Raw genomic sequence first — 24,642 nt, forward strand, 5'->3', positions numbered from 1 at the left:
TTAAAAAGTGTGGCGCAGGCCGAGGTTCCAGGCCTGGTTGCCGGTGCCGTTGTCGGTGGCGTTGCCCACCACATAGGCGGCGCCGTTGCGGTTGTCGATATGCGCGTAAGCGACATACAAGGTGCTGCGCTTCGACAGCGCATAGGTATAGCCGATGCCGACCTGGGAAGCGTCGCCGTTGGCGGCGCGCCGGTCGTCGCGGCGCACGTACGAGAACAGGACGCGGTGCGGGCCAAAAGGCACGGTGGCGCCCAGCATCAGGTCCGCGCTGTCGACCGTGGTGGCCGCGCCCGCCATGCTCTTGCTGAAGGCGACGGCGCCATGCGCCTTGAGCACGCCAAAGTCCCAGGTAGCGCCCAGCACCGTGTTGCGCGCCCTGCCCGCCACCTGCGCGCTGGATACGGTGTTGGCATCCTGGTGCGCCATGCGCACGTACAGCGGCCCGCTGGCATAGGTGGCCGCCGCGCCCGTGTAGCGCTTAGCCGAAGCGTCGCCGGGCACTTCGCCGAAGCCGTACGCCAGTTCGCCGGAAAAGCCGCCGCGCACGGGCGAGCTGTAGGTGATGCTGTTGTCGACCCGGCTGATATAGCCGGCCGTGAAGACATTGCTCATCCTGCCCGCAAAACCCAGGTAAAACGGGTCCAGCGCCCCCAGGCTGCTGTCGATGAAGGTGTACTGGCGGCCCAGCCGCAGCGTACCCGCCGCGCCGCCCAGGCCGACGAAGGCCTGGCGCCCGAACAGCAGGCCGCCCTGGGCCGAAGCGCCCGTGTCGGCCAGGATGCCCGCATCCATCGTAAACAGCGCCGTCATGCCACCACCCAGGTCTTCGCTGCCCTTGAAACCGAGCCGCGAGCCATTGGCGATGCCGCTGGTCAGCTTGAGCACCCTGCCGCCGGGGCCGCCGCTCTCGGACACCACGCCCATGTCCATGATGCCGTACACGGCCACGTTCGACTGCGCGCAACACAGGCCGCTGCCGGCGCCGATGATCATTGCCCCTACTACCTTCTTCTTCATCTCTTTCCCTGTCTATCTTTTTTTAGAAACTGCGCCTAGTCCACCAGATGGCGCGGACGCTCGCCGCGCAAGCCTGCCAGCAGGTTGTCCACGGCCTGCTGCGCCATGGCGTAGCGCGTTTCGTGCGTGGCCGAGCCGATGTGCGGCAGCGCCACCACATTGGCCATGCCCGGCAGCGGATTGTCCGGCGCCAGCGGTTCACGTTCAAACACGTCGAGACCGGCGCCGTGGATGGTGCCCTGCTGCAGCGCCTCGATCAGCGCCGCCTCGTCGACGATGCGCCCGCGCGAACCGTTGATGAAGATGGCGCCGGGGCGCATCAGCGCGAACTCGCGCCGGCCCATCATGCGTTCCGTCTGCGCCGTCAGCGGCAGCACCACGCAGACGAAGTCCGACCCGGCCAGCAAGTCGTCGAGCGCCACCTGGCGCGCGCCCAGCGCTGCCTCCACCTCGGGCACGGCTTCGCCGTTCACGTACAGCACCTGCATACCGAAGCCCAGCGCGGCGCGGCGGGCGACGGCGCGGCCGATGCGGCCCATGCCCAGCATGCCGATGGTCTTGCCATGCACATTGACGCCGTACTGGCTTTCGCCCACGCTGTGCGTCCAGCGTCCGGCCTTGACGAATTCGGCCAGTTCGACGACACGCCGCGCGCTGGCGAGGATCAGCGCGAAGATCGTGTCCGCCGTCGTTTCCGTCAGCACGTCGGGCGTATTGGCCAGCAAAATGCCCCGTTTGCGCAAGTAATCCACGTCGAACTGGTCGACGCCCACGGAAATGGTGGAAATGATGCGCAGCTCTTCCGCCGGGTCCAGCAGTTCGCGGTCCAGGCGCACGCTGGCGCCCAGCAAGCCGTGCGCGCCGCGGATGGCGGCCGCGAAGGCGGCGCGGTTGCCCGCATCGATCGCCTCAAAATACGTCACCTCGCATTCGGCACGCAGGCGCGCCAGCAGCGGCTCGGCCAGCTTTTTATACACAACCACATGTTTTTTCACGATTATTTCCCCTGTACGGTTCAAGATGGGACCAGCGCGTCGAGCTGGGCGCGGGTCGGCAAGCCTTCCATGTCGCCGGCCACCTGGATGGCGAAGGCGCCGACCCGGTTGCCGCGCCCTACCGCCTGCGCCAGCGGCAAGCCTTCCAGCAAGGCGCTGACCAGGCCGGCCGCGAAGCCGTCGCCGGCGCCCACCGTGTCGACCACGTTGGCCACGCGCTCGCCCGGCACCATGCCGCTGTCGCCATCGGCCGTGCGGTAATAGGCACCCTCGGCGCCCAGCTTGATGACCACCAGCCGCGCGCCCTGCTGCAGGTAAAAGCCGGCGACGTCGTGCGGCAGGTCGTGGCCGGTGAGGATTTTCCCCTCCCCCAGGCCGGGCAGCACCCAGTCCGCCTTGGCGGCGAGGCGATTGATCTGTTCGACCATCACGGCTTGCGATGGCCACAGCGAGGGCCGCAGGTTCGGATCGAACGATACGCTCCGGCCGTTGGCGCGCATGAAGTCGAGGGCCTGGCCGGCGAACGCCAGGCTGGTCTCGGACAGCGCGGCGGCCACGCCCGTGGCGTGCAGGTGGCGCGCGGACAGGAAATAGGCGGGGTCGAAGTGCTCGGGCGCCAGCCGGCTGGCGGCGGAACCCTTGCGGAAGTATTCGACCAGCGGATCGGCGCCATTCTCGGCCTTCTCCTTGAGCAGGAAGGCGCTGGACTGGCCGGCGACGGTGACGACCCGGCTGCAATCGACGCCCTCGGCCTGCACGCTGGCGCGGATGAAGCGGCCGAACGAGTCGTCGCCCACCCGGCTCAGCCAGCCGACGCGCAAGCCCAGGCGCGCCAGGCCGATGGCGACATTCGTCTCGGCGCCGGCCAGGCGGCGCGTGAAATGCGCCACGGCCGCCAGGTCGCCCGTTTCCTCGGCAACGAACATCGCCATCGCCTCGCCGTAGGTGACGACATCGAGCGCGTGCTCCCCTTGCAGCATTTCGTGTTTGATCATGCGGCCTCCAGGATTTGAATGTAGCGGCCCGTTTCGGCCACCAGGTCGGCGCCCTCGAGCGGGAATTCGATGGCCCGTTGCACGCCCGGCGCAAAGTGCGCGAAGACGGCGCGCCAGGCCGGATCGGCCTCGGAAACGGCGCAGGCGGACAACCGCCCCCCGTCATCGATGACAGCCTTGCAGTGCACATAGCGCACGTACGGCGCCAGCAGGCGCGCCGCCTGCTGCGCATCCTCGCCCACCCAGCGCCAGTTGCCGATGTCGAAGGTCAGCCCCACCGGCAGCCCGCCTTCGCGCGCCGCCGCCAGGAAGCGCGCCATCGTCGCCAGCCTGCCGCCATGGGCCGTCTGGTCGTTTTCCACCAGCAGCGCCACGGGCGCGGCCGCCAACAAAGCGTTCAAGGCCTGCAGCTCGGGCGCGGCCGGGTAATGACCGAGCGACACCTTCAGGTAGCGCGCGCCCAGGCGCGCCGCCTCGTCCAGCATCTGCTGCAGCAGTTCGTGCTGCAGCAATCCGTCCGCGCCCCACAATTCGATGGGCGTGGAATACACGCAGTACAGGCCGCGCGCGGCCACCGCCGCGCCCATGCGCGCCAGGTCCGGCAAGTCGGAAGTAAACAGTTCGCGGCGGATCTCGATGCCGGCGCCGCCCGCATCGGCCACCACGTCGATGAAATGGCTTTGCCCCAATTGCCGTACCCTGCTTGCGCCATAGGCCGACGCCGCCACCAGGACGGGGCTCACTTGATCGCTCCCGCGCCGACGAACTGGCGCGCTTCGGGCGTTTGCGGGTTGCTGAAGAAGGCCTCCGAAGGCCCGCTCTCCCACACCGTTCCCTGGTGCATGAAGACGGTGACATCGGCCATGCGCCGCGCGAACTCCATCTCGTGCGTCACCAGCAGCATCGTCATGCCGGCCTGCGCCAGCTCTTCCATCACCTTCAGCACTTCCTGCGTCAGCTCGGGGTCCAGCGCCGACGTCACTTCGTCGAACAGCATCACTTGCGGCTCCATCGCCAGCGAACGGGCGATCGCCACGCGCTGCTGCTGGCCGCCCGACAGCTGCTCGGGATAGGCTTCGCGCTTGTGGTCCAGGCCCACCTGCTTGAGCACGCGCAGCGCCGTGGCGCGGCCCTGCGCGTCGGGCACTTTCTTGACGATGCGCGGCGCCAGCATGACGTTTTCTTCCACGGTCAGGTGGGGGAACAGGTTGTAGCTCTGGAAGACCATGCCGACATCCTTGCGCAAGTCGAGCAGATGCTCCTGGCGCGCCGTCAGCGTATGACCGGCCACGACGATGCTGCCGCTGTCGATGGTTTCCAGGCCGTTGATACAGCGCAGCATGGTGCTCTTGCCGGAGCCGCTGCGGCCGATCACGGCGATCACCTGGCCACGCTCGACGGCGAACGACACGCCCTTGAGCACATGGTTGGCGCCGAAGCTCTTGCTGATATGGTCAATTTCAACGATGGGCATGGAATTTCCTTTCCAATGAATGGCTGTAGCGCGACAGCGGATAGCACAGCGCGAAGTAGATCAGGGCGACGACGGGGAAGACGATGAAAGGCAGGAAGGTCGCGTTGCTGACCAGTTGCCCTGCCCGCGTCAGTTCCACCACGCCGATGATCGAGGTGATCGAAGTGTTCTTGATGATCTGCACCATGAAGCCCACCGTCGGCGGCAGCGAATGGCGCAGCGCCTGCGGCAGGATGACGTAGCGCAGCTGCTGGTAGCGGTTCAGCGCCAGCGCGGCCGATGCTTCCCACTGCTGCCGCTGCACGCCTTCGATGCAGCCGCGCCATATCTCGCCCAGGTAGGCGCTGGCAAAGATCGTCATCGCCGCCCCCGCCGCGATGATCGGCGACAGCTTGTAGCCGAACAGGGCCAGGCCGTAATAGGTGAGAAACAGCACGATCAGTACGGGCGTGCCCTGGATCAGCTGGATGTACAGGGCGCTGATGCAACGCAGGACGGGACTGCGCGCCGTGCGCAGCAGCGCCACGGCGAAGCCGGCGATGCCGCCCGTGATGAAGACGATCAGCGACAGGCCGATGGTCCAGCGCGTGGCCTCGAGCAGGAATTGCAGGTTATCCCAGGAAAAGTCACTGATCATGTCATGCTCCCATGCGCACCGCGCCCAGACGGCGGCGGCGTTTGAAGACGATCTGGCCCAGCACCCAGAAACCGAAGCGGAACAGCAGGGCCAGCAGGATGTACAGCACCATCACGACGATGTAGATCTCGAAGCTGCGGAAGGTTTCCGCGTCGAGCAGGTGGGCCGCGGCGGTCAGTTCTTCGGCGGAAATGGCCGACACGACGCTCGAGGCAAGCATCATCAGCGTGAACTGGCTGGCCAGCGCCGGATACACTTTTTCCAGCGCCGGCAGCAGCACCACGTGGCGCATCACCTGCCAGCGCGTCATGCCCAGCGCCTGCGCCGCTTCCAGCTGCGACGGATGCACGGCGCCAATACCGGCGCGCACGATTTCCGCCGCGTAGGCGCCCAGGTTGACCGTCATGGCGACCAGCGCGGCGCCGTTCGCATCGAGCTGCAGGCCCAGCGACGGCAAGCCGAAGTAAATGATGAACAGCTGCACCAGGAACGGCGTGCTGCGGATGATCTCGACATAGGCGCGTACGGCCGCGCGGGCATAGGCGGGACCATTCTTCAGGATGACGGCGGCGCAGACGCCCACCGCCAGCCCCAGCACCATAGCCAAGGCGCTCAGGCGTATCGTCAGCGCCGCACCCCACAACAGGCGGTCCAGCGATTGCATGACGAGTTCGAAATGAAATTCATACGGCATACTCAACTCCTTGTCTACGTGCGCATCCCCGGCGACGCCACCATGGCGGCGCGCCGTGCGGACAAACACTCTCCCTGTGCGGGTGGCGGTATCAGAAGGTCGGCAGCGCTGGCAGCGGCGCGCCGCTCCACTTGCGCGCGATGGCGTCGAGTTCGCCGTTCAGCTTGACGTAGTAGATGAAGTTGTTGAGCCACTGGTGCAGCTCGAAGTCGCCGCGGCGCACCGCCATCGAGTTCGGCTGCAGCGAGTAGGCGAAGCGGACCTCGATCTTGCCCGCGCCGCGCGTCTTGATGATGTCGAGCGCCATCGTGCTGGGGATCGAAACGGCATCGACCTGCTTGCTGAGCAAGGCCTGGGTAACGGTGGCATCATCCTCGAAACGCACGATGCTGGTGCCGGCCGGCGCCATGCGGCTCAGCGCCGTGTCATTCGTGGTGCCGCGCGTCACGCCCACCTTCTTGCCTTTCAGGTCGGCCAGGGCCTTGAGTTTGCCGCCGACCGGCGCGACGATCGCCAACTCAAACGCGCTGTAGGGCATGGTAAACATCAGTGTCTTGGCCCGCTCCGGCGTGGGCGCCAGGGTCGCCACGAGAAAATCGACCTTGCCCGATTCCAGCGACGGCACGCGCGACGGCGCCGTCAGGGGCACCACTTCCACGGGCAGGTTCAGGTATTTGCCGATCAGGTTGGCGACGTCGACGTCATAGCCGACGGGCACGCCCTTGGCGTCGATGCTGCCAAACGGCGGCGTGCCGCTGACCACGCCGATGGTCAGCTTGCCTTTCTTGATCAGGTCGCCAAGCGTCTGGGCGCCGGCGTCGGCGGCTGCGCCCAGGGCGCACGTGGCTGCCAGTGCGCAAGCCAGTATTTTCGAATAGAACAGTGTGGTCATCTTCATGTTTCCGTCTCCTGTGATCCCGGTACCGGCCTCGTCGAGGCATTTCCGGAAATATTGTCAAATGGACGATTCAGATCGTCTCTTGCCGTGTTGTACCAACCTCCTGCCATTGCCCTGCCTTGCCGATTCATGCCCCTTTCCGGTGAAAACACTTTTTATGAAACCGGTTCCATTACTTACCCAAAAAAAAGGGCAAGCGCCCTCTTCCCGTCAATCGCCGTCCTTGCGCACTTCGCTACCCTGGGTAGAATTGCGCACAATCAGCTTGCCTGGCAACAGCACCTCGCGCGGCGGGCACTGATCGCCCTGCAGGCGCGACAACATGCACGTCATCGCCGAAAAGCCGATTTCATAGGTCTGCTGCTCGATCGTGCTCAGGCCAGCCAGCGGCGACCATGGCAATTCGTCAAAGCCCAGCAAGCCCACGTCTTGCGGCATGCGCAATGCAAGGCGTTGCAGCATCAGCGCCAGTTCCAGCGCCACCATGCCGTTCGAGGCCAGCAGCGCCACGCGGCGGCCGCGCCACCGCGCCAGGCATTGCCGCACCTGCGCGTCGATGGAAGGCCGGTCGTCCAGGTCCACCGCCAGCACTTCGCCCACGCAGCCCGGATGCTCGGCCATCACGGACTGGAAACCGTCGGCGCGCATGAGGCGCGAACTGACACCCGTCAAGGGCGGCGCGACAAAGGCGATGGCGTCGTAACCCTGCCCGATCAGATGCGCCGTGGCCAGCCGGCCAGCCTGCACATTGTCCAGGCCCACCAGGTCGAAATCGACGCCTTCGATGCGGCGATCGACCAGCACGATGGGCATGCCCGCCTGCTGCAAGTCGGACGACTCGATATTGCGCCCCTGCGTGTTGACGATCAGCCCTTCCACGCTGTACGAGCGCAGCGCGGCAAGCGACTGACGCTCGCGCAGTTCGTCATTGCCGGTATTACACAGAATCAAGGTATAGCCATGCTGCTGGCAAGCCGCCTCCACGCCTTGCAGCACGGCCACCGTGTAGGGATTGAGCATGTCCGCCACGACCATGCCGATCAGGCGCGTGCGTCCGCGCTTGAGGCCGCGCGCCATCTGGTTCGGCTGGTAGCCGAGGCGCGCGATGGTGCTGGTGATCTGCTGGCGGATGTTCTCGGACAGGGCATCGAGTTCGCCGCCGAGAAAGCGCGACACGCTCGTCTTCGACACGCCCGCCTCGCGCGCCACCTGGGCGATGGTCACGGGCCGGGCCGGCTCGCCGGAGACTGTTTTTTTGCTGCCGCGTACTGAATCCAAGGTTGCTCTCCACTACCTGTTGATATGCATATTTTTATTTTGGAACCGGTTCCAAAGATAGCACCCACGAATCGATGACGCAAGCGATTTGATTGCCTGTGGCGACGAAGGAACACGATGGGGGCATGGCCGGGAACACGGATGAAAGGCGCCGCCCTCCCCTTGCACACGCAGGGGGCGGGCGGCGCTGCTTGAAAAACGACTTACTGGACCACGGTATAGCAAGGCACGTATGCCGTGCCCGCCAACTTCATGCGGTGCTGCGCCACGAAGGAAGCGAGCAGCGCATCCATCGGGCCGGCGATGGATTTGTCGCCGTGGATCTCGAAGTTGCCGTGCTCTTCGATCGAGCGGATGCCGTCATCCTTGACGTTGCCCGCCACCACGCCGGAAAACGCGCGGCGCAGCTGGGCCGCCAGCAAGTGCGTGGGCTGGTTCTTGTGCAGGCTCAGGTTGCGCATGTTTTCATGCGTGGGCTGGAACGGCTTCTGGAATTCGTGGTCGATCTTCAGCAGCCAATTGAAGTAATACGCGTCGCTGTGCGCCTTGCGGAATTCGCGCACCTGGCGTATGCCTTCGAGCATTTCGCGCGCCACCAGTTCCGGGTCGTCGATGATGATCTTGTAGCGCTGCTGCGCTTCCGGGCCCAGGGTGTCGCTGATGAACTGGTTGATCTGCACGAAGTACTCGCGCGACGTTTCCGGGCCCGTGAAGATCAGCGGGAAAGGAATTTCCGCATTGTCCGGGTGCAGCAAGATGCCGAGGATATACAAAATTTCTTCGGCCGTGCCGGCGCCGCCGGGGAAGACGACGATGCCGTGGCCCGCGCGCACGAACGCTTCCAGGCGCTTCTCGATGTCCGGCATGATGACGAGGTCGTTGACGATGGGGTTCGGCGATTCGGCCGCGATGATGCCCGGTTCGGTGATGCCAAGGTAACGGCCATTGTGCAGGCGCTGCTTGGCGTGGCCGATGGTGGCGCCCTTCATGGGGCCCTTCATGGCGCCGGGACCGCAACCGGTGCAGATATCGAGGCCGCGCAAGCCCAGCTGGTAGCCCACTTCCTTCGAATAATTGTATTCGGCGCGGTTGATCGAGTGGCCGCCCCAGCACACGACCAGGTTCGGATTGAGCTGGGTTTGCAGCACGTTGGCATTGCGCAGGATGTGGAAGACGGCGTCCGTCACGCCTTCCGTACTCTGCAAGTCGAATTTCGGGTTGCCCGTCACTTCATCGCTGACGAAGATGATGTCGCGCAGCACGGCAAACAGGTGCTCGTGGATGCCCTTGATCATCTTGCCGTCGACAAAGGCGATGGCCGGCGCGCCCTTGATGTCGAGCTTGATGCCGCGCTCGCGCTGGATGATGGAGATTTCAAACGATTGGTAGCGCTCCAGCAGGGCGCGGCCATCGTCGATGGTGCTGCCGCAATTGAGCACTGCCAGCGCGCAGCGGCGGAAAGTGTTGTACAGGCCGCCCTGGCTGGTGTCGAGCAGTTTATTGACTTCAGTCTTGGAGAGCACGTCCAGGCGGCCTTCCGGTGAAACCAGAGTATCGATAACGTCGTGTTCCATAATGCGAAAAATCCCTTTAAAAATCGATGCTCGAAGGTCTTGCAGCCTTAATATACGACAAGTCAGGCTAGTTGTGCTGTGCCGCCGCAAAATCGCCCGGGCCGCCCTTGCCTGCAAACCGGTTTGACCAATATGAAACAGTCATTCTTGCTAATGCGAATCGAAATCTTCGCTCAGCGCAATTTGTAGATTAGAATGCCAGCCTATTGGAATTCCCGTGCGTGAGGTTCTTCATGAGAGTCCCCGCCGCCCGCAGGCTTCCATAAGTTCGTTGTATCGATTGACTATAATAATTTTTCAGGAGGAACCGCATGAGCGGTGCGACTACGCCCAACAAGGAAGCCGTTATTCCCGAGTTCAAGCAGATTATGGGCCATCCAAGCCCATTGTGGATGTTGTTCATGACTGAATTCTGGGAACGCTTCGCGTTCTACGGAGTTCGCTGGGCGCTGGTACTGTACATCGTTGCCCAGTTCCACGGCGGCGACGGTTCGGGACAGGCTGCGGCCAACCTTACCTATGGTTCCTTCCTCGCGCTGGTGTACGCCGGCGCCCTGTTCGGCGGCTACATCGCCGACCGGGTCATCGGTTACCAGCGCTCGATCCTGCTGGGCGCCGTCTTCATGGCTGCCGGCCTGTTCTGCATCTCGGTACCGAACCAGGACATCTTCAACCTGGGCCTGGCCACCATGATCGTCGGTAACGGCATGTTCAAGCCGAACATCTCGACCATGGTCGGCAAGCTGTACACGACAGCCGATCCGCGCCGCGACAGTGGCTTCACAATCTTCTACATGGGTATCAACATGGGCGCCATGGTTGCCCCTGTCTTCACCCAGTGGCTGGCCGAGTCGATCTTCGGCACCAGCGCCATGCCTTCGTACAAGATGGTCTTCATGGCGTCCGGTTTCGGCATGCTGATCAGCCTGGTATGGTTCGCCATCGGCCGCCGCGCCCTGAAGGGCATCGGCGCTCCGGAAGCCGGCGCAGGCAACCCGATGCGCGTCATCTGGGTGGCCGTCGGCTCCCTGTGCGTGATCCCGCTCGTGTACTTCCTGCTGACCGTCGGCGCTGAAAAGCTGCAAATCGTCCTGACCGCGCTGTTCGTCGGCCTGGCCGTGATGCTGATGATCGAAGGCATACGCAACGGTAAAGTTGCGCGTGACCGCGTCATCGCCATGCTGCTGATCTTTGTCTTCAACATCCTGTTCTGGATGTTCTTCGAACAGGCAGGCAGCTCGTTTACCTTCCTGGCTGACAAGATCGTCAACCGTGACCTGGGCTTCTGGATCTTCCCGACCGCCTACTTCCAGACCGTCAACTCGGTCGCCATCATCGTCTTCGCGCCGATCATCGCCGCCGTCTGGGTCTTCCTGGCGCGCCACAACGTCAATCCTTCGATCCCGCGCAAATTCGGCCTGGGCTTGCTGGGCAATGCCCTGGCCTTCGGTTTGCTGATCTTCGCTCTGTCGAGCCTGGTTGGCGCCGATAACAAGATCCCGTTCTGGACCCTGGCCACCGTGTACGTGCTGCAATCGATCGGCGAGCTGTGCCTGTCGCCTATCGGCCTGTCGATGGTCACCAAGCTGGCGCCAGTGCGCCTGGTCGGCCTGGGCATGGGCGGCTGGTTCCTGTCGACCGGTATCGGCAACAACCTGTCGGGCATCTTCGCCAGCCACGTCAGCGGCGAAAGCGGCATGTCGGTGCAATCGGCACTGTCCGGCTACACCTTCGGCTTCTGGTCCCTGCTGGGCGCCGGCGTCGTGCTGTTCCTGATCGCACCGTTGATCAACAAACTGATGCACGGCGTGAAGTAAGTTTTCTGCCATAGCTGACAACGGCGGCCTGCGGGCCGCCGTTTTTCATTCCGGCGCCGTTTTTCCCATTGCCGGGCGGTACAATACCGCCAGGGCCAGCGGCCATCCACCCACATTACTGAAAAATCCCATGTCCAGCATCTCCACCACCTCGCCCCTCTCCGACGACGAATACGCCGAACTCGACACCCTGCTGGCCGCGCCTGCGCTGGCCAGCCGTGCCATGGACGTGTCGATGCTGGAAGGTTTTCTCACGGCCGTCGCCCTGAGCCCGAAACAGATCACGCCGGAACAATGGCTGCCCTGGGTCTGGGACAAGGCTGCCGGCAGCGCCTTGCCGGCACAGGACGAAGCCAGCGAACGGGCGGCCAGCCTGGCACAGCGCCACCATGCCTACATGGTCGAATGGCTGGCGAAAGACCCGGACAGTTTCGAGCCCATCTACGTATGCGGCCCCGAATGGAGCGTGCCCGCCTGGTGCGCCGGTTTTGTCCTTGGCACCAGCCTGGACAAACCGCAGTGGGCGGCCCTGGCCGTCAGCCACCCGCAATACCTGGCGCCGTTCCAGCACCTGGCCACGGCCGGCGAACTCGATGACGATGCGGCCGAAACGGCCATGGATGGCGTGATTCCTTCCGTGATCGCCATCAACGCGGCCTGGGCGCGCCAGCGCCACCTGAAAAGCCAGGCACACAGCCAGCCCGGCGCCACCGTCCTGCGCGAAGTGCCGAAGACGGGCCGCAACGACCCGTGCCACTGCGGCAGCGGCAAAAAGTACAAGAAATGCTGCGCCGACGCCGATAGCGCGGCCAGCCAAGGCTAAGGCGACGCCAGCTTGCGCCAGCTGCTGACGGCCATCCTGCGCTTCCTGCTGCGCCACGCGCTGCAGTTCGCCCTGTTCATCGTCATCCTGCTGGCCGGACGCCTGCTGCTGGCCGAATGGCGCGCCTACAGCGCCAGCAGCGAGACCATCGCCGCGCTCAGGCTGGCCGCCGACGGCGCCGACAAGCATGGCGCTGGCCTGGCCGCTGCGGCCACGGCCCGCGTCAACGCCCTGCAAAAGACCTCGCAAACGGCCATCACGGCCCGCCTGGCGCAAGTCCAGGCGCAATTGGCGGCCTTGCGCGCGCGGCAGCAGCCATCGCTGTTTACCCTTCCCCTGCCCGATACGGACACCCTGGCCCTGCACGCGCAGGAGGAAGCCACGCGCCGCGTGGAGATCGAAGTGCTGGTGCAGGAAGCCCGTTATCTGACCGCCCTGCAAGCGGCGGTGAGCGGCGAAGATGCGCGGCAGACGCTGGCGCGCCTGCACGCGGAACACGTGAGCGCGTATGCGGCGCTGCAGCACAACCTGCGCCAGCGCCGGGAATTGGAAGCGCGGCACCCCGTGGCGGCCCGCCTGCCCGGCAGCGACGCTTACGCGCAGCTGTCGCTGCTTGAAGCGCAAGGCCAGCGCCTGCGCGAGATCAACCTGCAAGCCTACCAGGCCTGGGCAGCGCAGCGCGCGCGCACCGGCAACGCCACGACCGCCGCCCGCCCCGCCCCATTTGCCATCGACGAGCCAGCGCTGGCCGGCGCGCTGGCGCCCGTGCAAAAGGCCATCGCGGCGGGCGAAGGACAACTGGCGCGCAACTGGATCGCCCGCTGGCGCGCCCCCGTCTTGGACGTGGCGCCCACGGCCGCCCTGCTGGTGCTGTCGGCCATCCTGCTGCCCGTCGCCATCAAGGCTTTCTTTTACTTCGTGCTGGCGCCTGTCGCTTCCCGTTTGCCGCCGCTGTCGATCGCGCGCGAACTGCAGCTGAATGGCAGCTCCCTGCCCCTGCCGCCGCATGGCGAATCGCGCATCTCCGCCGTGTCGCAGGCATTGCAGCTAAAACCTGGGCAGCAGATGCTGATCCATCCCGAATACCTGCAATCGTCGCCCGTCAGCAGCACCAAGCGCACGCAGTGGCTGCTGGACTGGCGCTTCCCGTTCACCAGCCTGGCCGCCGGCATGGTGGCGCTGACGCGGCTGGAAAGCGAAACGACGGCATCCGTGACGATTTCCGCCAGCGACGACCCGCTGCTGGAAGTGGCCGTCGTCCACCTGCCGGCCGGCAGCGCCCTCGTGTTCCAGCCACGGGGACTGGTCGGCTTGATCACCGATGCGGGCCAGCCTTTGGCGATCAGCAGCCATTGGCGCCTGGGCAGCCTGCACGCCTGGCTCACCCTGCAGCTGCGCTTCATCGTCTTTCGCGGCCCCGTCACCCTGATCGTGCGCGGATGCCGCGGCGTGCGCCTGGAACGGGCCGGCCAGGGCCGCTCCATCAGCCAGTCCGCCACCCTGGGCTTTACCACCGACGTGCTGTATTCGACCCTGCGCAGCGAAACCTTCATCCCCTACCTGCGCGGCCAGCAGGCGCTGCTCAACGACCGCTTCGACGGCGACAACGGCGTCTACCTGTACGAAGAAACCCCGCGCCACGGCAAACAGCCGGGCAAGGTGGGCAGCTGGTTCGAGGGTTTCACGGACGCCATATTGAAAGTGTTCGGCATCTAGCCGCGAAAATACGATGGACGATTTCCTGTTTGCCGATTTTCTCGAAGACCAGGCCACGTATGCGGCGGCAGAGGCCTGGTGGCAGGCGCGCCTGGCCTTCCTCGATGGGCAGTGCACGGCGTATCTGCGCACCGCGTTTGCCAATGGCCAGCCGTTCCATGACGGCAATCCCATCGTCAACCTGGCGGACAGAAACGCCGGCAAGGCGGCGCGCATCGTGCAGCAATGCCCGCATGAATGCGGCCACGGCTACACGAGCTTCGAGCAAGCCATCGAGCTGGCCGGCAGCGATGGACACCGCCCGGCGCAGGAAAAGATCATCGTGCTGACCTTGACGCGGGAAACGGCGCAGCGCGCCGAGGATGAATTGCGCGCCTGGTTTGCGCCAGCGTAGGGCTGACGGCTACGCCGCAATCGAATGCGACACCGTCAGCCACTCGCCCGGCTGCAGATTCGCCGCCGCCTCGCGCGTGGCCAGCACGCTGTCCGGGTCCAGGTCGGAGCGTTTCAGCTTGTAGGAATAGGCGAAATCGTCGGCATCGAATGCCTGTCCCGCCTTGACGTAGTACTTGAAGCCGACAAAGGAGTCGGGATTGGTGACGACCGAGTACTCAAGCGTGACATTGTTCATGGCGGGCCTCGTCAACGGTGGTGAGGCATCCATTATGCGTCAATTCCGGCCGCAGCGATGCGACGACAAAACCTTGCGGCAAGTCAATCGGCATAGCAGCTGCCAGCGCTACAGTAGCCGGAGCCAACCACCACGCCATCGCTGCCATGCGCACCTTGCTCACGAAGATCCGGAATACATTGGCGCCGCAGGCGAGCCTGCCGGCAGCGGCGCGCATGGAGCGCCTGTCGGACCGTCGCGGCTTGCCTGCCTTTGACCCCGGCCCGCAAGCCGTCGTCAAGGCCTGCACGGCCTGGCTATGCGCGGCGCAGGACAATTCCAGATCAAACGACGGCGGCGTCGCGCGCGACTACAGCCTGCTGACAGGCTGGTCGAGCTCCTACCCGGAGACCACCGGCTACATCATCCCCACCCTCATCGCCCTGGCGCAGCGCACGGGCGACGAGGGTGGGGATGATGCGCTGCACGGACGCGCGCGGCGCATGCTCGACTGGTGCGTGGCTATCCAGTTCCCGGAAGGCGGTTACCAGGGCGGGAAGATCGATTCCACGCCGCGCGTGCCCGTCACCTTCAACACGGGCCAGATCCTGCTTGGCCTGGCCGCCGGCGTGCAGGCGTACGGCGCGGCATACCAGGACGCCATGCACCGCGCGGCAAGGTGGCTGCGCGACAGCCAGGATGCCGATGGCTGCTGGCGCAAGCATCCGACCCCGTTCGCCAGCGCCGGCGACAAGGCCTATGAAACGCACGTGGCGTGGGGACTGTTCGAAGCGGACCGCGTCGCGCCGGGCCACGGCTATGGCGTGGCCGGCCTGCGCCAGGTCGACTGGGCGCTGACCAAACAGCGTCCCAACGGCTGGTTCGCCTCGAATTGCCTGGACAACCCGCTGCAGCCCCTGACCCATACCATAGGCTACGCCTTGCGCGGCCTGCTCGAAGCGCACCGCTTTTCGGCGCGCGCCGACCTGCTGGACGCCGCCGCGCGCACCGGAACGGGCATCGCCAGGGCCGTGGCGGCCGACGGCTACCTGGCAGGCCGCCTCGGTCCCGACTTCCAGCCAGGGGCTAGCTACGCCTGCCTCACGGGTTCCGCGCAAAACGCGCATTGTCTGTTCCTGCTGTACCAGATCACTGGCGAACGGCGCTACCTCGATGCGGCGCACCGCCTGAATAGTTTCGTGCGGCGCTCGGTCAGCATCGACGGTCCCGCGCACGCGCGCGGCGGCGTCAAGGGCTCGTTTCCCGTCGATGGCGATTACGGCACCTGGGCTTACCTGAACTGGGCCGCCAAATTCTGCATCGATGCCAACCTGCTGGAAATGGACATCGGCGATGCTTGAACATGCAAGAAACGCCATCCACGCCACACTGGACGCATGGCGCCGCGCCGCCAGCGCCCGGCACATGCGCCACAGCGCGCCCCACGTGACGCGCGCCGGGTTGGCCGCCGGCCTGGCGCGGCTCGGCGTGGCGCCAGGCGATACGCTGTTCGTGCATTCATCGCTGAAAAGCCTCGGCTACGTGGAAGGCGGCGCGCTGGCCGTGATAGGCGCCCTGCAGGACGCCGTCGGCCCGCGAGGCACCCTGCTGCTGCCCACCTACTATCTGCCGGGCGGCACGCTGCGCGCCACCTGCGCCATGCCAGGTTATGTGTTCGACCCGCGCCGCCATGGCACGCACATGGGGCGCCTGCCGGAAGCCTTCCTGGCCAGCGATGCGATCCATCGCAGCATCCACCCGACCCACTCCGTGTCCGCGTGGGGCCGCCATGCCGCCGAGCTCACCGAAGCGCACCACCGCGCACTGTCGGTCTTCGGCATCGACTCGCCCTGGCAGCGCTTCATCGGCTGCGACCACGCAAAAGTCCTGGGCCTCGGCATTTCCATGGGACCGGTGACGTTCTATCACGCGCTGGAAGACGCCATGGGCGACGCCTTTCCCGTGCCCGTATGGGAAGACGATACAAAGCTGCTGGCTTGCCTGGACCACGCGGGCCGTCGCTGGGAAGTGCCCGTGCGCCCTTTCGAGCCGGCAGTCGCGCAGCGCCGCATCGACCAGCCCGGCCGCGGCGACCTGCGCGATTACTTTCATCGGGAATTCGATGCCGCCGGGCTGCGCGTCAACGGCCAGGTGGGCGATGCGGCGGCGTGGTGCATTCCGGCGCAGGCGTTCTATGCGCACCTGCACCGGCTGGCCATTGAACACGTGACGATCTACGCGAGCGCGGCGCAACTGGCGGCGCGGCCCATCGGGCGCGCATAAAAAAACCGCCCGGATCGTCATGACGCCGGGCGGTTTTCCTTGGGTTGGCTACAACATCAAGCCTGCGAACTGCCCGCTTTCTTCTCGCGCGCCACGACATACAGCAGCACGATGATGGCCGCATATGGCAGCAGGGACAGCGCGTCCGAGTGCAGGCCCGCGTAGAACGGGTTGCCGTGCTCGGCCCAGTCGGCCATCATCTGGTCGAAGTGCGTCAGCACGCCGGCCGTGATCGCGATGATGATGCCAGCCAGCGCGCCGCCGGCGATGTAGCCGGATGCGAGCAGCACGCCCGAACTGCGGTCGCCCGCCAGCTGGCGCTCTTCCTCGTTCAGTTTCGCGTTGTGTTCCAGCTTATTGTTGCGGCGGTCCGCCAGCCAGCGCACCAGGCCGCCGACGAAGATCGGCAAGGTGGACGACAGCGGCAGGTACACGCCCACGGAAAACGCCAGCGACGGGATGCCGGCCATTTCCAGCACCACGGCGATCATCACGCCGAACAGCACCAGGGTCCACGGCAGCTGCTGGTCGAGGATGCCCTTGATGATGTAGGACATCAGCACGGCCTTAGGCGCATCGTATTTCTTCACTTCCGAACCGTCCGGACGCTTGCTGTAATGGCCATTGATGCCCGGATCGACCAGGTAAGCCAGCTGGCCGTCTTCCTTGACGAAATACTTGCCGGCCGGGCCGCCCACGGTATCCGTCTTTTGCCAGACTTTATACGTGTTGTGGTCCGTCTCGGCTTGCGGGCCATGCAGTTCGCCCGTCACCGTCAGCTTCGACGCATCGACCGTCAGGCCCGGCGCCACTTGCGCGGCCGGCACGTAGACGGTGCTCGCTTCGTTCAGTTTCAGCAAAATCGGTCCCAGGATCAGGGCCGACGACAGCGCGCCCGCCAGAATCGCGTACTGCTGCAGGCGCGGCGTGGCGCCCACCAGGTAGCCCGTTTTCAAGTCTTGCGACGTGGTGCCCGCATTGCTGGCGGCGATGCAGACGATGGCGCCCACCGACAGGGCCGTCACATAGTAACGCCCGCCCGTCCAGCCCATGATCAGGAAGATCAGGCAGGTGAACAGCAAGGTGGCCACGGCCATGCCGGAGATCGGGTTCGACGACGAACCGATTTCGCCCGTCAGGCGCGACGACACGGTGGCGAACAGGAAGCCGAAGACGAGGATCAGCAGCGCGCCGAGGAAATTCATGTGCAGCGGCGTGGCGAAAGTGATCACGGCGATGATGGACAGGCAGCCGATGATGACCCATTTCAGGGGGATATCCTGGTCCGTGCGCAAGGTGGAATTGATCTTGACGCCCTTGCCGATGCCCTTCAGGCCGGCCGACAGGCTGCGCCAGATCATGGGCATGGCGCGCACCAGCGAAATCAGGCCGCCGGCGGCCACGGCGCCCGCGCCGATGTACAGCACATAGGCGCTGCGCACGTCGTCGGCGCCCATTTCGCTGATCAACTTGGTGCCCGGCGAGAGCACGGTGGTCAGGCTGTCGCCGAAGAACTTGATCATCGGGATCAGGAGCAGGTACGACAGCACGCCGCCGGCCGCCATGGTGGCGGCGATGCGCGGGCCGATGATGTAGCCCACGCCCAGGAGCTCGGGCGAGATCTCGGCGCCGATCGAGCCACCCTTCAGCGGCGCGGCAAATTCCACGCCCGGCGTATCCTTCCAGCCCTTGAACGAGATATTGAAGACTTTATACAGCAAGCCGACGGCAAAACCGCCGAAGATGATCTTGGCGCGGCGCTTGGCGTCCAGCGCGGCAGCCGAATCCTTCTCGATGCTTTCGCCGGCGGCGATGCGCGATTCTTCCGTGGCGGCCGCCTTCAGCACCTCGGCGCACGCCGTGCCTTCGGGGAATTTGAGTTCCTTGTGCTGGTCGACGATCATGGTGCGGCGCATGGGGATCATCATCAGGATGCCCAGCAGGCCGCCGAGGATACCGACCAGCATGACGCGCGAGATTTCCAGGTCGAAGCCGAGGATCAGGATGGCGGGCATGGTCACGCCCAGGCCGAAGGCCAGCGATTCGCCGGCCGAACCGGCCGTTTGCGTGATGCTGTTTTCCAGGATCGACGAATCCTTGCCGCCCACCTTCTTGGCCAGGCCGAACAGGGTGATGGCGATCACGGCGACGGGAATCGAGGCGCTGACGGTCAGGCCCACTTTCAGCACCAGGTACAGCGAGGAGGCGCCAAAGACCATCCCCAGGATGACGCCCATGAACAGCGCTCGGAAGGTCATCTCGGGCAGCTTCGCATCGGCCGGGATGTAGGGCTTCACGACGCTCGGTGTTGCATCTTTTGCCATGGATATTTCCTTAATTTTTAAAAATAAACAGCCCGGATCGACGTCCGGGCTATTTTCTTGAAGCCGAGACTATCGCACAGCCGCGTTTCGATGAAAAGGTTTTTTGCGGCCGGCCCCGCCGCCATGCCCACACAGGAAGCGCTGGCGCATTGGTCTATAATCGCTGCCACCGTGCCTTGCACGCTCACGTGAGACTGCCTTGACTGCCAAACGAACCGGATTCCCCTGGCCTTCCCGCCGCGCCGCCGTGCGCGGCTTCATCATCGCCGGCTGCGCCGCGCTGGCCGCAGCCGTGCTGCTGGCCGCCTGGCTGTTCCTGTACGTGCGCCCCCGCCTGCCCGAACTGGACGTCATCACGGACTACCAGCCGAAGATACCGCTGCGCGTGTACACGGCCGACAATGTGCTGATCGGCGAATTCGGCGAGGAACACCGCGACTTCGTGCCGATCGCGCAAGTGCCGGAAATGATGAAGAAAGCCTTGCTGGCCATCGAAGATGGCCGCTTCTACGAACACCACGGCATCGACTTCGTGCGCGCCGGCGGCGCCGTGCTGTCGAACCTGCGCCACGGCTTCGGCCACGGCGGCGGCTCCACCATCACCATGCAGGTGGCGCGCAACTTCTTCCTGACACGTGAAAAAGTCGCCTCGCGCAAGCTCAATGAAATCATGCTGGCCCTGAAAATCGAGGCTGCCCTGTCGAAAGACCAGATTCTCGAGCTGTACATGAACCAGATGTACCTGGGCCAGCGCTCGTTCGGCTTCGGCAGCGCGGCGCAGACGTATTTCGGCAAGCCCCTGTCCGAACTGTCGATCGCGGAAATGGCCATGCTGGCCGGCTTGCCGCAAAACCCCTCGCGCCACAACCCGATCAGCAATCCGAAAAAGGCGCACGCGCGCCAGCAACTGGTATTGAAACGCATGCGCGAACTCGATTACATCAGCGAAGGCCAGTACCGGCAGGCGCTGGCCCAGCCGCTGCATATCAATACCCGCGGCAAGCAGGGATTCGATACGCACGCCGAATACGTGGCCGAACTGGCGCGCCAGGCCGTGTTTGCGCAGTTCAAGGAAGACAGCTACACCAAGGGCATCAGCGTCTACACGACGATTTTGAAGGCGGACCAGGACGCGGCCTACGCCTCGACGCGCCGCAACGTCATCGCCTACGACCAGCGCCACGGCTACCGCGGCCCGGAGACCTTCATCGACATGCCGCTTGAGGCCGAGCAGCGCGACGACGCCATCGACGCGGCGCTGCAAAAACGCCCGGACAGCGATGGCCTGATCGCCGCCGTCGTCACGGAAGTGGTGAACGGCAAAGTGATCGCCGACACGGGCGATGGCGACGCCAAGGCCATCACGGGCGACGGCTTGCGCTTTGCCGCCCCGGCGCTGTCCGCCAAGGCGAGCGCCGGCATCAAGCTGCGCCCGGGCGCCGTGATCCGCATCACCCAGGACGCCAAGGGCAACTGGGCCATCACGCAAGTGCCGCTGGTGGCCGCCGCTTTCGTCTCTCTCGATGCTGAGACGGGCGCCTACCACGCCATGGTGGGCGGATTCGACTACAACCTGCAAAAGTTCAACCACGTGACGCAGGCGTGGCGCCAGCCCGGTTCGGCCATGAAACCGTTCGTGTATTCGGCGGCGCTGGAAAAAGGCTTTTCGCCGGCCACCCTGATCAACGACGCGCCGCTGGAAATGCAGGCGGGCGGCAAGGTCTGGGCGCCGCAGAATGACGACTTCAAGTTCGATGGTCCCATCACCATGCGCTACGCGCTGGCGCAGTCGAAGAACGTGGCCTCGGTACGCATCCTGCGTGCGCTGGGCGTGTCGTACACGCACGACTTCATGGAAAAATTCGGCTTCGACCCGGCCCGCCAGCCAAGCAATCTGACCATGGCGCTGGGCACGGGTTCCGTCACGCCCGTGCAGATGGCGGGCGCCTACGCCCTGTTCGCCAATGGCGGCCACCAGGTGGAACCCTACCTGATCGACCGCATCGTCGACGCCAAGGGCGCGGTGCTGATGCAGACCAAGCCGCCCGCGCCGAACGACGACAAGACCCTGGCGCTGGACCCGCGCAACGCCTTCGTGATGGACAGCATGCTGCGCGAAGTGGCGCGCACCGGCACGGGCGCCGCGGCGACGAAAAAACTGGGACGCAGCGACATCGCCGGCAAGACGGGTACCACCAGCGACGCCGTCGACGGCTGGTTCGCCGGCTATGGCGGCGGCATCGTGGCCGTGGCGTGGATGGGCTATGACGAGCCCAAGTCCCTGGGCGGACGCGAATTCGGCTCGACCCTGGCCATGCCGATCTGGATCGACTACATGCGCACGGCCCTGTCGACGCGCCCGCAAATCACGCGCGCCGTGCCGGCGGGCCTGAGCCAGGTCGATGGCGAATGGCAGTACGATGAATTCATCGACATGAACGGCGTGAAAACGCTGGATATGGATATGGAGACGCCGACCGACCCGGCGGCAGTGCCGGAGACGGTGCCGCCAGAAACCACGAACTGATGGTAAAGGGCAGTTCGCGTAGGTCGGGTTAGCCGGAACGGCGTAACCCGACATGAGCCGCCGTCCGCGCGTGTCGGATTACGCTACGCCTCGGCGGCCCCGCTAATCCGACCTACCGGTCATGTTCAAATACCCGCGCACCGTACTGACGACGCTATCGGCGAAATCGTCGACATTGACCTTCGCCGCGCGGTATTTCCAGCGTTTCACGTACCAGTCCTGGAACAGTGCCAGGCAGTGCGCGGCCAGCAAGGTGGGATCGCCCTGCGGCTTCGGTTCGATTTCCCCGATGGTGGCGGCGATCAGGGTCTGCACATACAGTTCCGAATTCTTCGCCATGCTGCGCTGCTCCACCTGCAGCACGCGCGAATCCATGAAGACAAAATAAAACCACGGCTGCAGCACTTCGGACAGGTAGATCGACGAGCGTATCATCGCCTCCAGTCGGTCCAGCGGCGACTTCACGTCGGCGAACAGCAAGGGCAAGGCTTGCGTGGCGTGGCGCACCACGTCCTCGATCATTTCAGCCAGTTGGTCCTTGCTGGTGATGTAGCCATACAGGCCGCCCATCGACAGCCCCGTCTCGCGGCACAGGTCACGCAAGCTCATGGCGCGGAAACCCACGTCATTGGCCAGGCGGAAGGTGGCGACGAAGATGCGTTCAAGATTTTCCAGCGCCGGCTTGCGGCGCTTGACGCCGATACGTTCCGCGTGGCGGTCAAGAATATATTCCCAGATGTTTTCGCCATTCAAAGGCGTCATCTGCTGAAACTGTTCAAAATTAAAATGGGTCGACAAGTGCATTCCCAAGTAACGGTGTAGGAGCGATATCCATGCCATGCCTGGACGCGGCATGGCAAGACGGCGGGACGGCTGATGCCGGGCCGATTATAGCTCAGGAAAACAACTATTTGACTTTTCAACTATGCAATGGGCATATAAGCAACGTCAAATTCCCACAGTTATTGCGCTGCATCATGCAATTCAAATGCAATTTAAATCCAGCAGTGCTACATTCAAAAAACCGAGCGCTCGCTATTTTTAATGCATCGAGAATGTACAGGAGCGCACGGTTCATCGCTACAGCATCGACATTTCCACTCATTTCCACTATTAATAATACATAACGGAGACAAAATGAAGACTCGCTTTTGGCAACTGCTATCCACCCTTCTGCTTTCCCTCGCCATCCTGCCCGGCAGCGCCAGCGCCGCCGGCTACACGCAGACGAAGTACCCGATCGTGCTGGTGCACGGCCTGTTCGGCTTCGACAAGCTCGGTCCCGTCGAATATTTTTACGGCGTCCCCACCGCCCTGCGCAGCGGCGGTGCGCAAGTGTATGTGACCACCGTGTCGGCCGCCAACAGCACGGAAGTGCGCGGCGAGCAGCTGCTGTCGCAGGTGCGGCAAATCCTCGCCGCCACCGGCGCGGCCAAGGTCAATTTGATCGGCCATAGCCACGGCGGCCCCACGGCCCGCTATGTCGCCTCCGTGCGCCCCGACCTGGTGGCGTCCGTCACCAGCGTGGCCGGCGTCAACAAGGGCTCCAAGGTGGCAGATATCCTCAGCGGCGCCATACCCAACACCAGCGGCGCGCTGGGCAACGCGCTCGCCTCCCTGATCGGCATTTTGTCGGGCAACAAGGGTTTGCCGCAAAACGCGGGCGCCTCGCTGGCCTCGCTGTCGACGGCCGGTTCGCTGGCCTTCAACAGCCGCCACCCGCAAGGCGTGCCCACCTCCGCCTGCGGCGAAGGCGCCTACCAGGTACAAGGCGTGCACTACTTTTCATGGAGCGGCGCGCAACCGTACACGAATGTGCTCGACGTGGGCGACCCGCTGCTGGCCGCCATCAGCCTGGCCTTCGGCGGCGTCAAGAACGATGGCCTGGTCAGCAGCTGCTCCAGCCACCTGGGCAAGGTGATCCGCGACGACTACGCCATGAACCATCTCGATGAAGTCAACCAGTTCGTCGGCATCGTCAACCTGTTCGAGACGAACCCCGTTACGGTCTTCCGCCAGCAAGCCAACCGCCTGCAAGGCTTGGGACTGTAAGGAGCCTACGATGCGCACGAACGCGAAATGGATCATCGGCGGCAGCCTGGCGGCCCTGGCCCTGTACCTGGTGCTGCGCCCCGGGGAACCGCCCGCCCCGCCGCCGGAAAAGACGGAACCGGACCTGTTCGCGTTCGTGCGCTCGATGGAAGGCACGCGGCCCGACGGCAACGTGACGGTGGCCGCCGGCGACAAGCTGGTGGTCGATGCGGAACTGGGCCACCTGTTCGACTACTACCTGGCGGGCCTCGGCGAAAAGCCGCTGGCCGCCATCCGCAGCCAGATCGAGGCGGAACTGGACCGGCGCCTGGCGCCCGTCCCCGCCCGCGAAGCCAAGCGCCTGCTGGGCGCGTACCTGGCCTACAAGCAGGCGCTGGCCGGCGCGGAACAGGCCTTGCCGGCGCAAGCCGATGCGGCCCTGGCGGCGCGCGCGCGCCTGCAAGCCATGCGCGCCTTGCGCGGCAACTACTTTACAGCCGAGGAAAGCGCCGGCCTGTTCGGTGCCAGCGACGCGTATGACGACGACGCCGTGGCGCGCATGGCCATACTCGGCGATGCCTCGCTCGACGAAGCACAGCGCCAGGCGCAACTGGCCGCGCTGGACCAGAAAATGTCGCCGGCCCAGCGCGCCGCGCGCGACGCGCCGCTGCAGGTGGCGCAGCTGGACGCCTCCGTCAAGACCTTGCGGGCACAGGGCGGCGGCGACAATGAAGTCTACCGCCTGCGCGCCAGCACGTTCACGCCGGCAGCGGCGGCGCGCCTGGCGGAACTGGACCGCGAGGAATCGCAGTGGCAGCAGCGCATCATCGCCTACCAGGCGCAAAAAAACAGCCTGCCCGGCGGCGCGCAGGATGCGGCAGCCCTGCAGCGGCTGCGCGACGCCAGTTTCTCGCCGGAGGAACAGCGCAGACTGGGTGCCTACGAATAG

General features: G+C 64.8%; 22 protein-coding genes. 9 read left to right on the forward strand and 13 right to left on the reverse strand.

All coding sequences use genetic code 11. The features are described 5' to 3' along the window. From CSQ91_RS09125 to ppnN, 10 genes are all read right to left on the reverse strand, one after another. Complete coding sequence (locus CSQ91_RS09125) at positions 1-1,017, reverse strand: porin (RefSeq protein ID WP_099388044.1); 1,017 nt, start codon at positions 1,015-1,017, stop codon at positions 1-3. Positions 1,018-1,052: 35 nt separating this feature from the next. Then, the gene (locus CSQ91_RS09130; RefSeq protein ID WP_099388045.1) at positions 1,053-2,012 is read right to left on the reverse strand and encodes a 2-hydroxyacid dehydrogenase; all 960 of its coding nucleotides are present in this window, start codon (positions 2,010-2,012) and stop codon (positions 1,053-1,055) included. A gap of 20 nt (positions 2,013-2,032) precedes the next feature. Continuing rightward, complete coding sequence (locus CSQ91_RS09135) at positions 2,033-3,007, reverse strand: sugar kinase (RefSeq protein ID WP_225317348.1); 975 nt, start codon at positions 3,005-3,007, stop codon at positions 2,033-2,035. Beyond that, positions 3,004-3,750, reverse strand: a complete 747-nt coding sequence (locus CSQ91_RS09140) for a sugar phosphate isomerase/epimerase family protein (protein WP_099388046.1) — start codon at positions 3,748-3,750, stop codon at positions 3,004-3,006. Before CSQ91_RS09140 ends, CSQ91_RS09135 begins: the two co-directional genes overlap by 4 nt. Beyond that, the gene (locus CSQ91_RS09145) at positions 3,747-4,481 is read right to left on the reverse strand and encodes an amino acid ABC transporter ATP-binding protein (RefSeq protein ID WP_034782945.1); all 735 of its coding nucleotides are present in this window, start codon (positions 4,479-4,481) and stop codon (positions 3,747-3,749) included. Before CSQ91_RS09145 ends, CSQ91_RS09140 begins: the two co-directional genes overlap by 4 nt. Then, positions 4,468-5,118: an amino acid ABC transporter permease gene (locus CSQ91_RS09150; protein WP_034782946.1), complete on the reverse strand. Its 651-nt coding sequence runs from the start codon at positions 5,116-5,118 to the stop codon at positions 4,468-4,470. The genes CSQ91_RS09145 and CSQ91_RS09150 overlap by 14 nt, the downstream gene beginning before the upstream one ends. 1 nt (position 5,119) lies before the next feature. Next, positions 5,120-5,812, reverse strand: a complete 693-nt coding sequence (locus tag CSQ91_RS09155) for an amino acid ABC transporter permease (protein ID WP_099388047.1) — start codon at positions 5,810-5,812, stop codon at positions 5,120-5,122. A 91-nt stretch (positions 5,813-5,903) separates the two neighbouring features. Continuing rightward, the gene (locus CSQ91_RS09160; protein WP_092605401.1) at positions 5,904-6,710 is read right to left on the reverse strand and encodes a transporter substrate-binding domain-containing protein; all 807 of its coding nucleotides are present in this window, start codon (positions 6,708-6,710) and stop codon (positions 5,904-5,906) included. A 210-nt stretch (positions 6,711-6,920) separates the two neighbouring features. Beyond that, the gene (locus tag CSQ91_RS09165; RefSeq protein WP_099388048.1) at positions 6,921-7,988 is read right to left on the reverse strand and encodes a LacI family DNA-binding transcriptional regulator; all 1,068 of its coding nucleotides are present in this window, start codon (positions 7,986-7,988) and stop codon (positions 6,921-6,923) included. Positions 7,989-8,191: 203 nt separating this feature from the next. Continuing rightward, complete coding sequence (ppnN, locus tag CSQ91_RS09170; RefSeq protein ID WP_034782951.1) at positions 8,192-9,562, reverse strand: nucleotide 5'-monophosphate nucleosidase PpnN; 1,371 nt, start codon at positions 9,560-9,562, stop codon at positions 8,192-8,194. Positions 9,563-9,930: 368 nt separating this feature from the next. On the opposite strand from ppnN, the gene CSQ91_RS09175 reads away from it, so the two are divergent. The 4 genes from CSQ91_RS09175 (at position 9,931) to CSQ91_RS09190 (ending at position 14,312) form a co-directional block, all read left to right on the forward strand. Continuing rightward, positions 9,931-11,379 (forward strand): peptide MFS transporter, encoded by a 1,449-nt coding sequence (locus tag CSQ91_RS09175; protein WP_441326562.1) that lies wholly within the window; start codon positions 9,931-9,933, stop codon positions 11,377-11,379. Positions 11,380-11,509: 130 nt separating this feature from the next. Next, positions 11,510-12,202, forward strand: coding sequence for a UPF0149 family protein (locus tag CSQ91_RS09180; protein ID WP_099388050.1), 693 nt, complete (start codon positions 11,510-11,512; stop codon positions 12,200-12,202). A gap of 12 nt (positions 12,203-12,214) precedes the next feature. Further along, positions 12,215-13,918: a hypothetical protein gene (locus tag CSQ91_RS09185; RefSeq protein WP_099388051.1), complete on the forward strand. Its 1,704-nt coding sequence runs from the start codon at positions 12,215-12,217 to the stop codon at positions 13,916-13,918. A gap of 13 nt (positions 13,919-13,931) precedes the next feature. Then, positions 13,932-14,312 carry a hypothetical protein gene (locus tag CSQ91_RS09190; RefSeq protein ID WP_099388052.1) on the forward strand — a complete coding sequence of 127 codons (381 nt, stop codon included), beginning with the start codon at positions 13,932-13,934 and terminating at the stop codon, positions 14,310-14,312. A gap of 9 nt (positions 14,313-14,321) precedes the next feature. Here CSQ91_RS09190 and CSQ91_RS09195 read toward each other — a convergent pair whose 3' ends face one another. Further along, on the reverse strand, positions 14,322-14,549 hold the full coding sequence (locus tag CSQ91_RS09195) for a hypothetical protein (RefSeq protein WP_034755374.1): 228 nt from the start codon (positions 14,547-14,549) through the stop codon (positions 14,322-14,324). Between the two features lie 146 nt (positions 14,550-14,695). Between CSQ91_RS09195 and CSQ91_RS09200 the strand changes: the two genes are divergently transcribed. Both CSQ91_RS09200 and CSQ91_RS09205 read left to right on the forward strand, forming a co-directional pair. Beyond that, positions 14,696-15,889 (forward strand): terpene cyclase/mutase family protein, encoded by a 1,194-nt coding sequence (locus CSQ91_RS09200; protein WP_099388053.1) that lies wholly within the window; start codon positions 14,696-14,698, stop codon positions 15,887-15,889. Beyond that, positions 15,882-16,811: an AAC(3) family N-acetyltransferase gene (locus CSQ91_RS09205; RefSeq protein ID WP_180278381.1), complete on the forward strand. Its 930-nt coding sequence runs from the start codon at positions 15,882-15,884 to the stop codon at positions 16,809-16,811. The genes CSQ91_RS09200 and CSQ91_RS09205 overlap by 8 nt, the downstream gene beginning before the upstream one ends. 56 nt (positions 16,812-16,867) lie before the next feature. Here CSQ91_RS09205 and CSQ91_RS09210 read toward each other — a convergent pair whose 3' ends face one another. After that, positions 16,868-19,135, reverse strand: a complete 2,268-nt coding sequence (locus CSQ91_RS09210; protein WP_099388054.1) for an OPT family oligopeptide transporter — start codon at positions 19,133-19,135, stop codon at positions 16,868-16,870. 199 nt (positions 19,136-19,334) lie between these two features. On the opposite strand from CSQ91_RS09210, the gene CSQ91_RS09215 reads away from it, so the two are divergent. Further along, positions 19,335-21,662, forward strand: a complete 2,328-nt coding sequence (locus CSQ91_RS09215) for a penicillin-binding protein 1A (protein ID WP_257217269.1) — start codon at positions 19,335-19,337, stop codon at positions 21,660-21,662. A gap of 102 nt (positions 21,663-21,764) precedes the next feature. Here CSQ91_RS09215 and CSQ91_RS09220 read toward each other — a convergent pair whose 3' ends face one another. After that, complete coding sequence (locus CSQ91_RS09220; protein WP_081345466.1) at positions 21,765-22,466, reverse strand: TetR/AcrR family transcriptional regulator; 702 nt, start codon at positions 22,464-22,466, stop codon at positions 21,765-21,767. 333 nt (positions 22,467-22,799) lie between these two features. Between CSQ91_RS09220 and CSQ91_RS09225 the strand changes: the two genes are divergently transcribed. Continuing rightward, a complete protein-coding gene (locus CSQ91_RS09225; RefSeq protein ID WP_099388056.1) occupies positions 22,800-23,714 on the forward strand; it encodes a lipase family alpha/beta hydrolase in 915 nt (304 codons plus the stop codon). Between the two features lie 10 nt (positions 23,715-23,724). Beyond that, the gene (locus CSQ91_RS09230) at positions 23,725-24,642 is read left to right on the forward strand and encodes a lipase secretion chaperone (protein WP_099388057.1); all 918 of its coding nucleotides are present in this window, start codon (positions 23,725-23,727) and stop codon (positions 24,640-24,642) included.

The sequence above is a fragment of the Janthinobacterium sp. BJB301 genome (assembly GCF_002735685.1).
Classification (GTDB): Bacteria; Pseudomonadota; Gammaproteobacteria; order Burkholderiales; family Burkholderiaceae_D; genus Janthinobacterium; species Janthinobacterium lividum.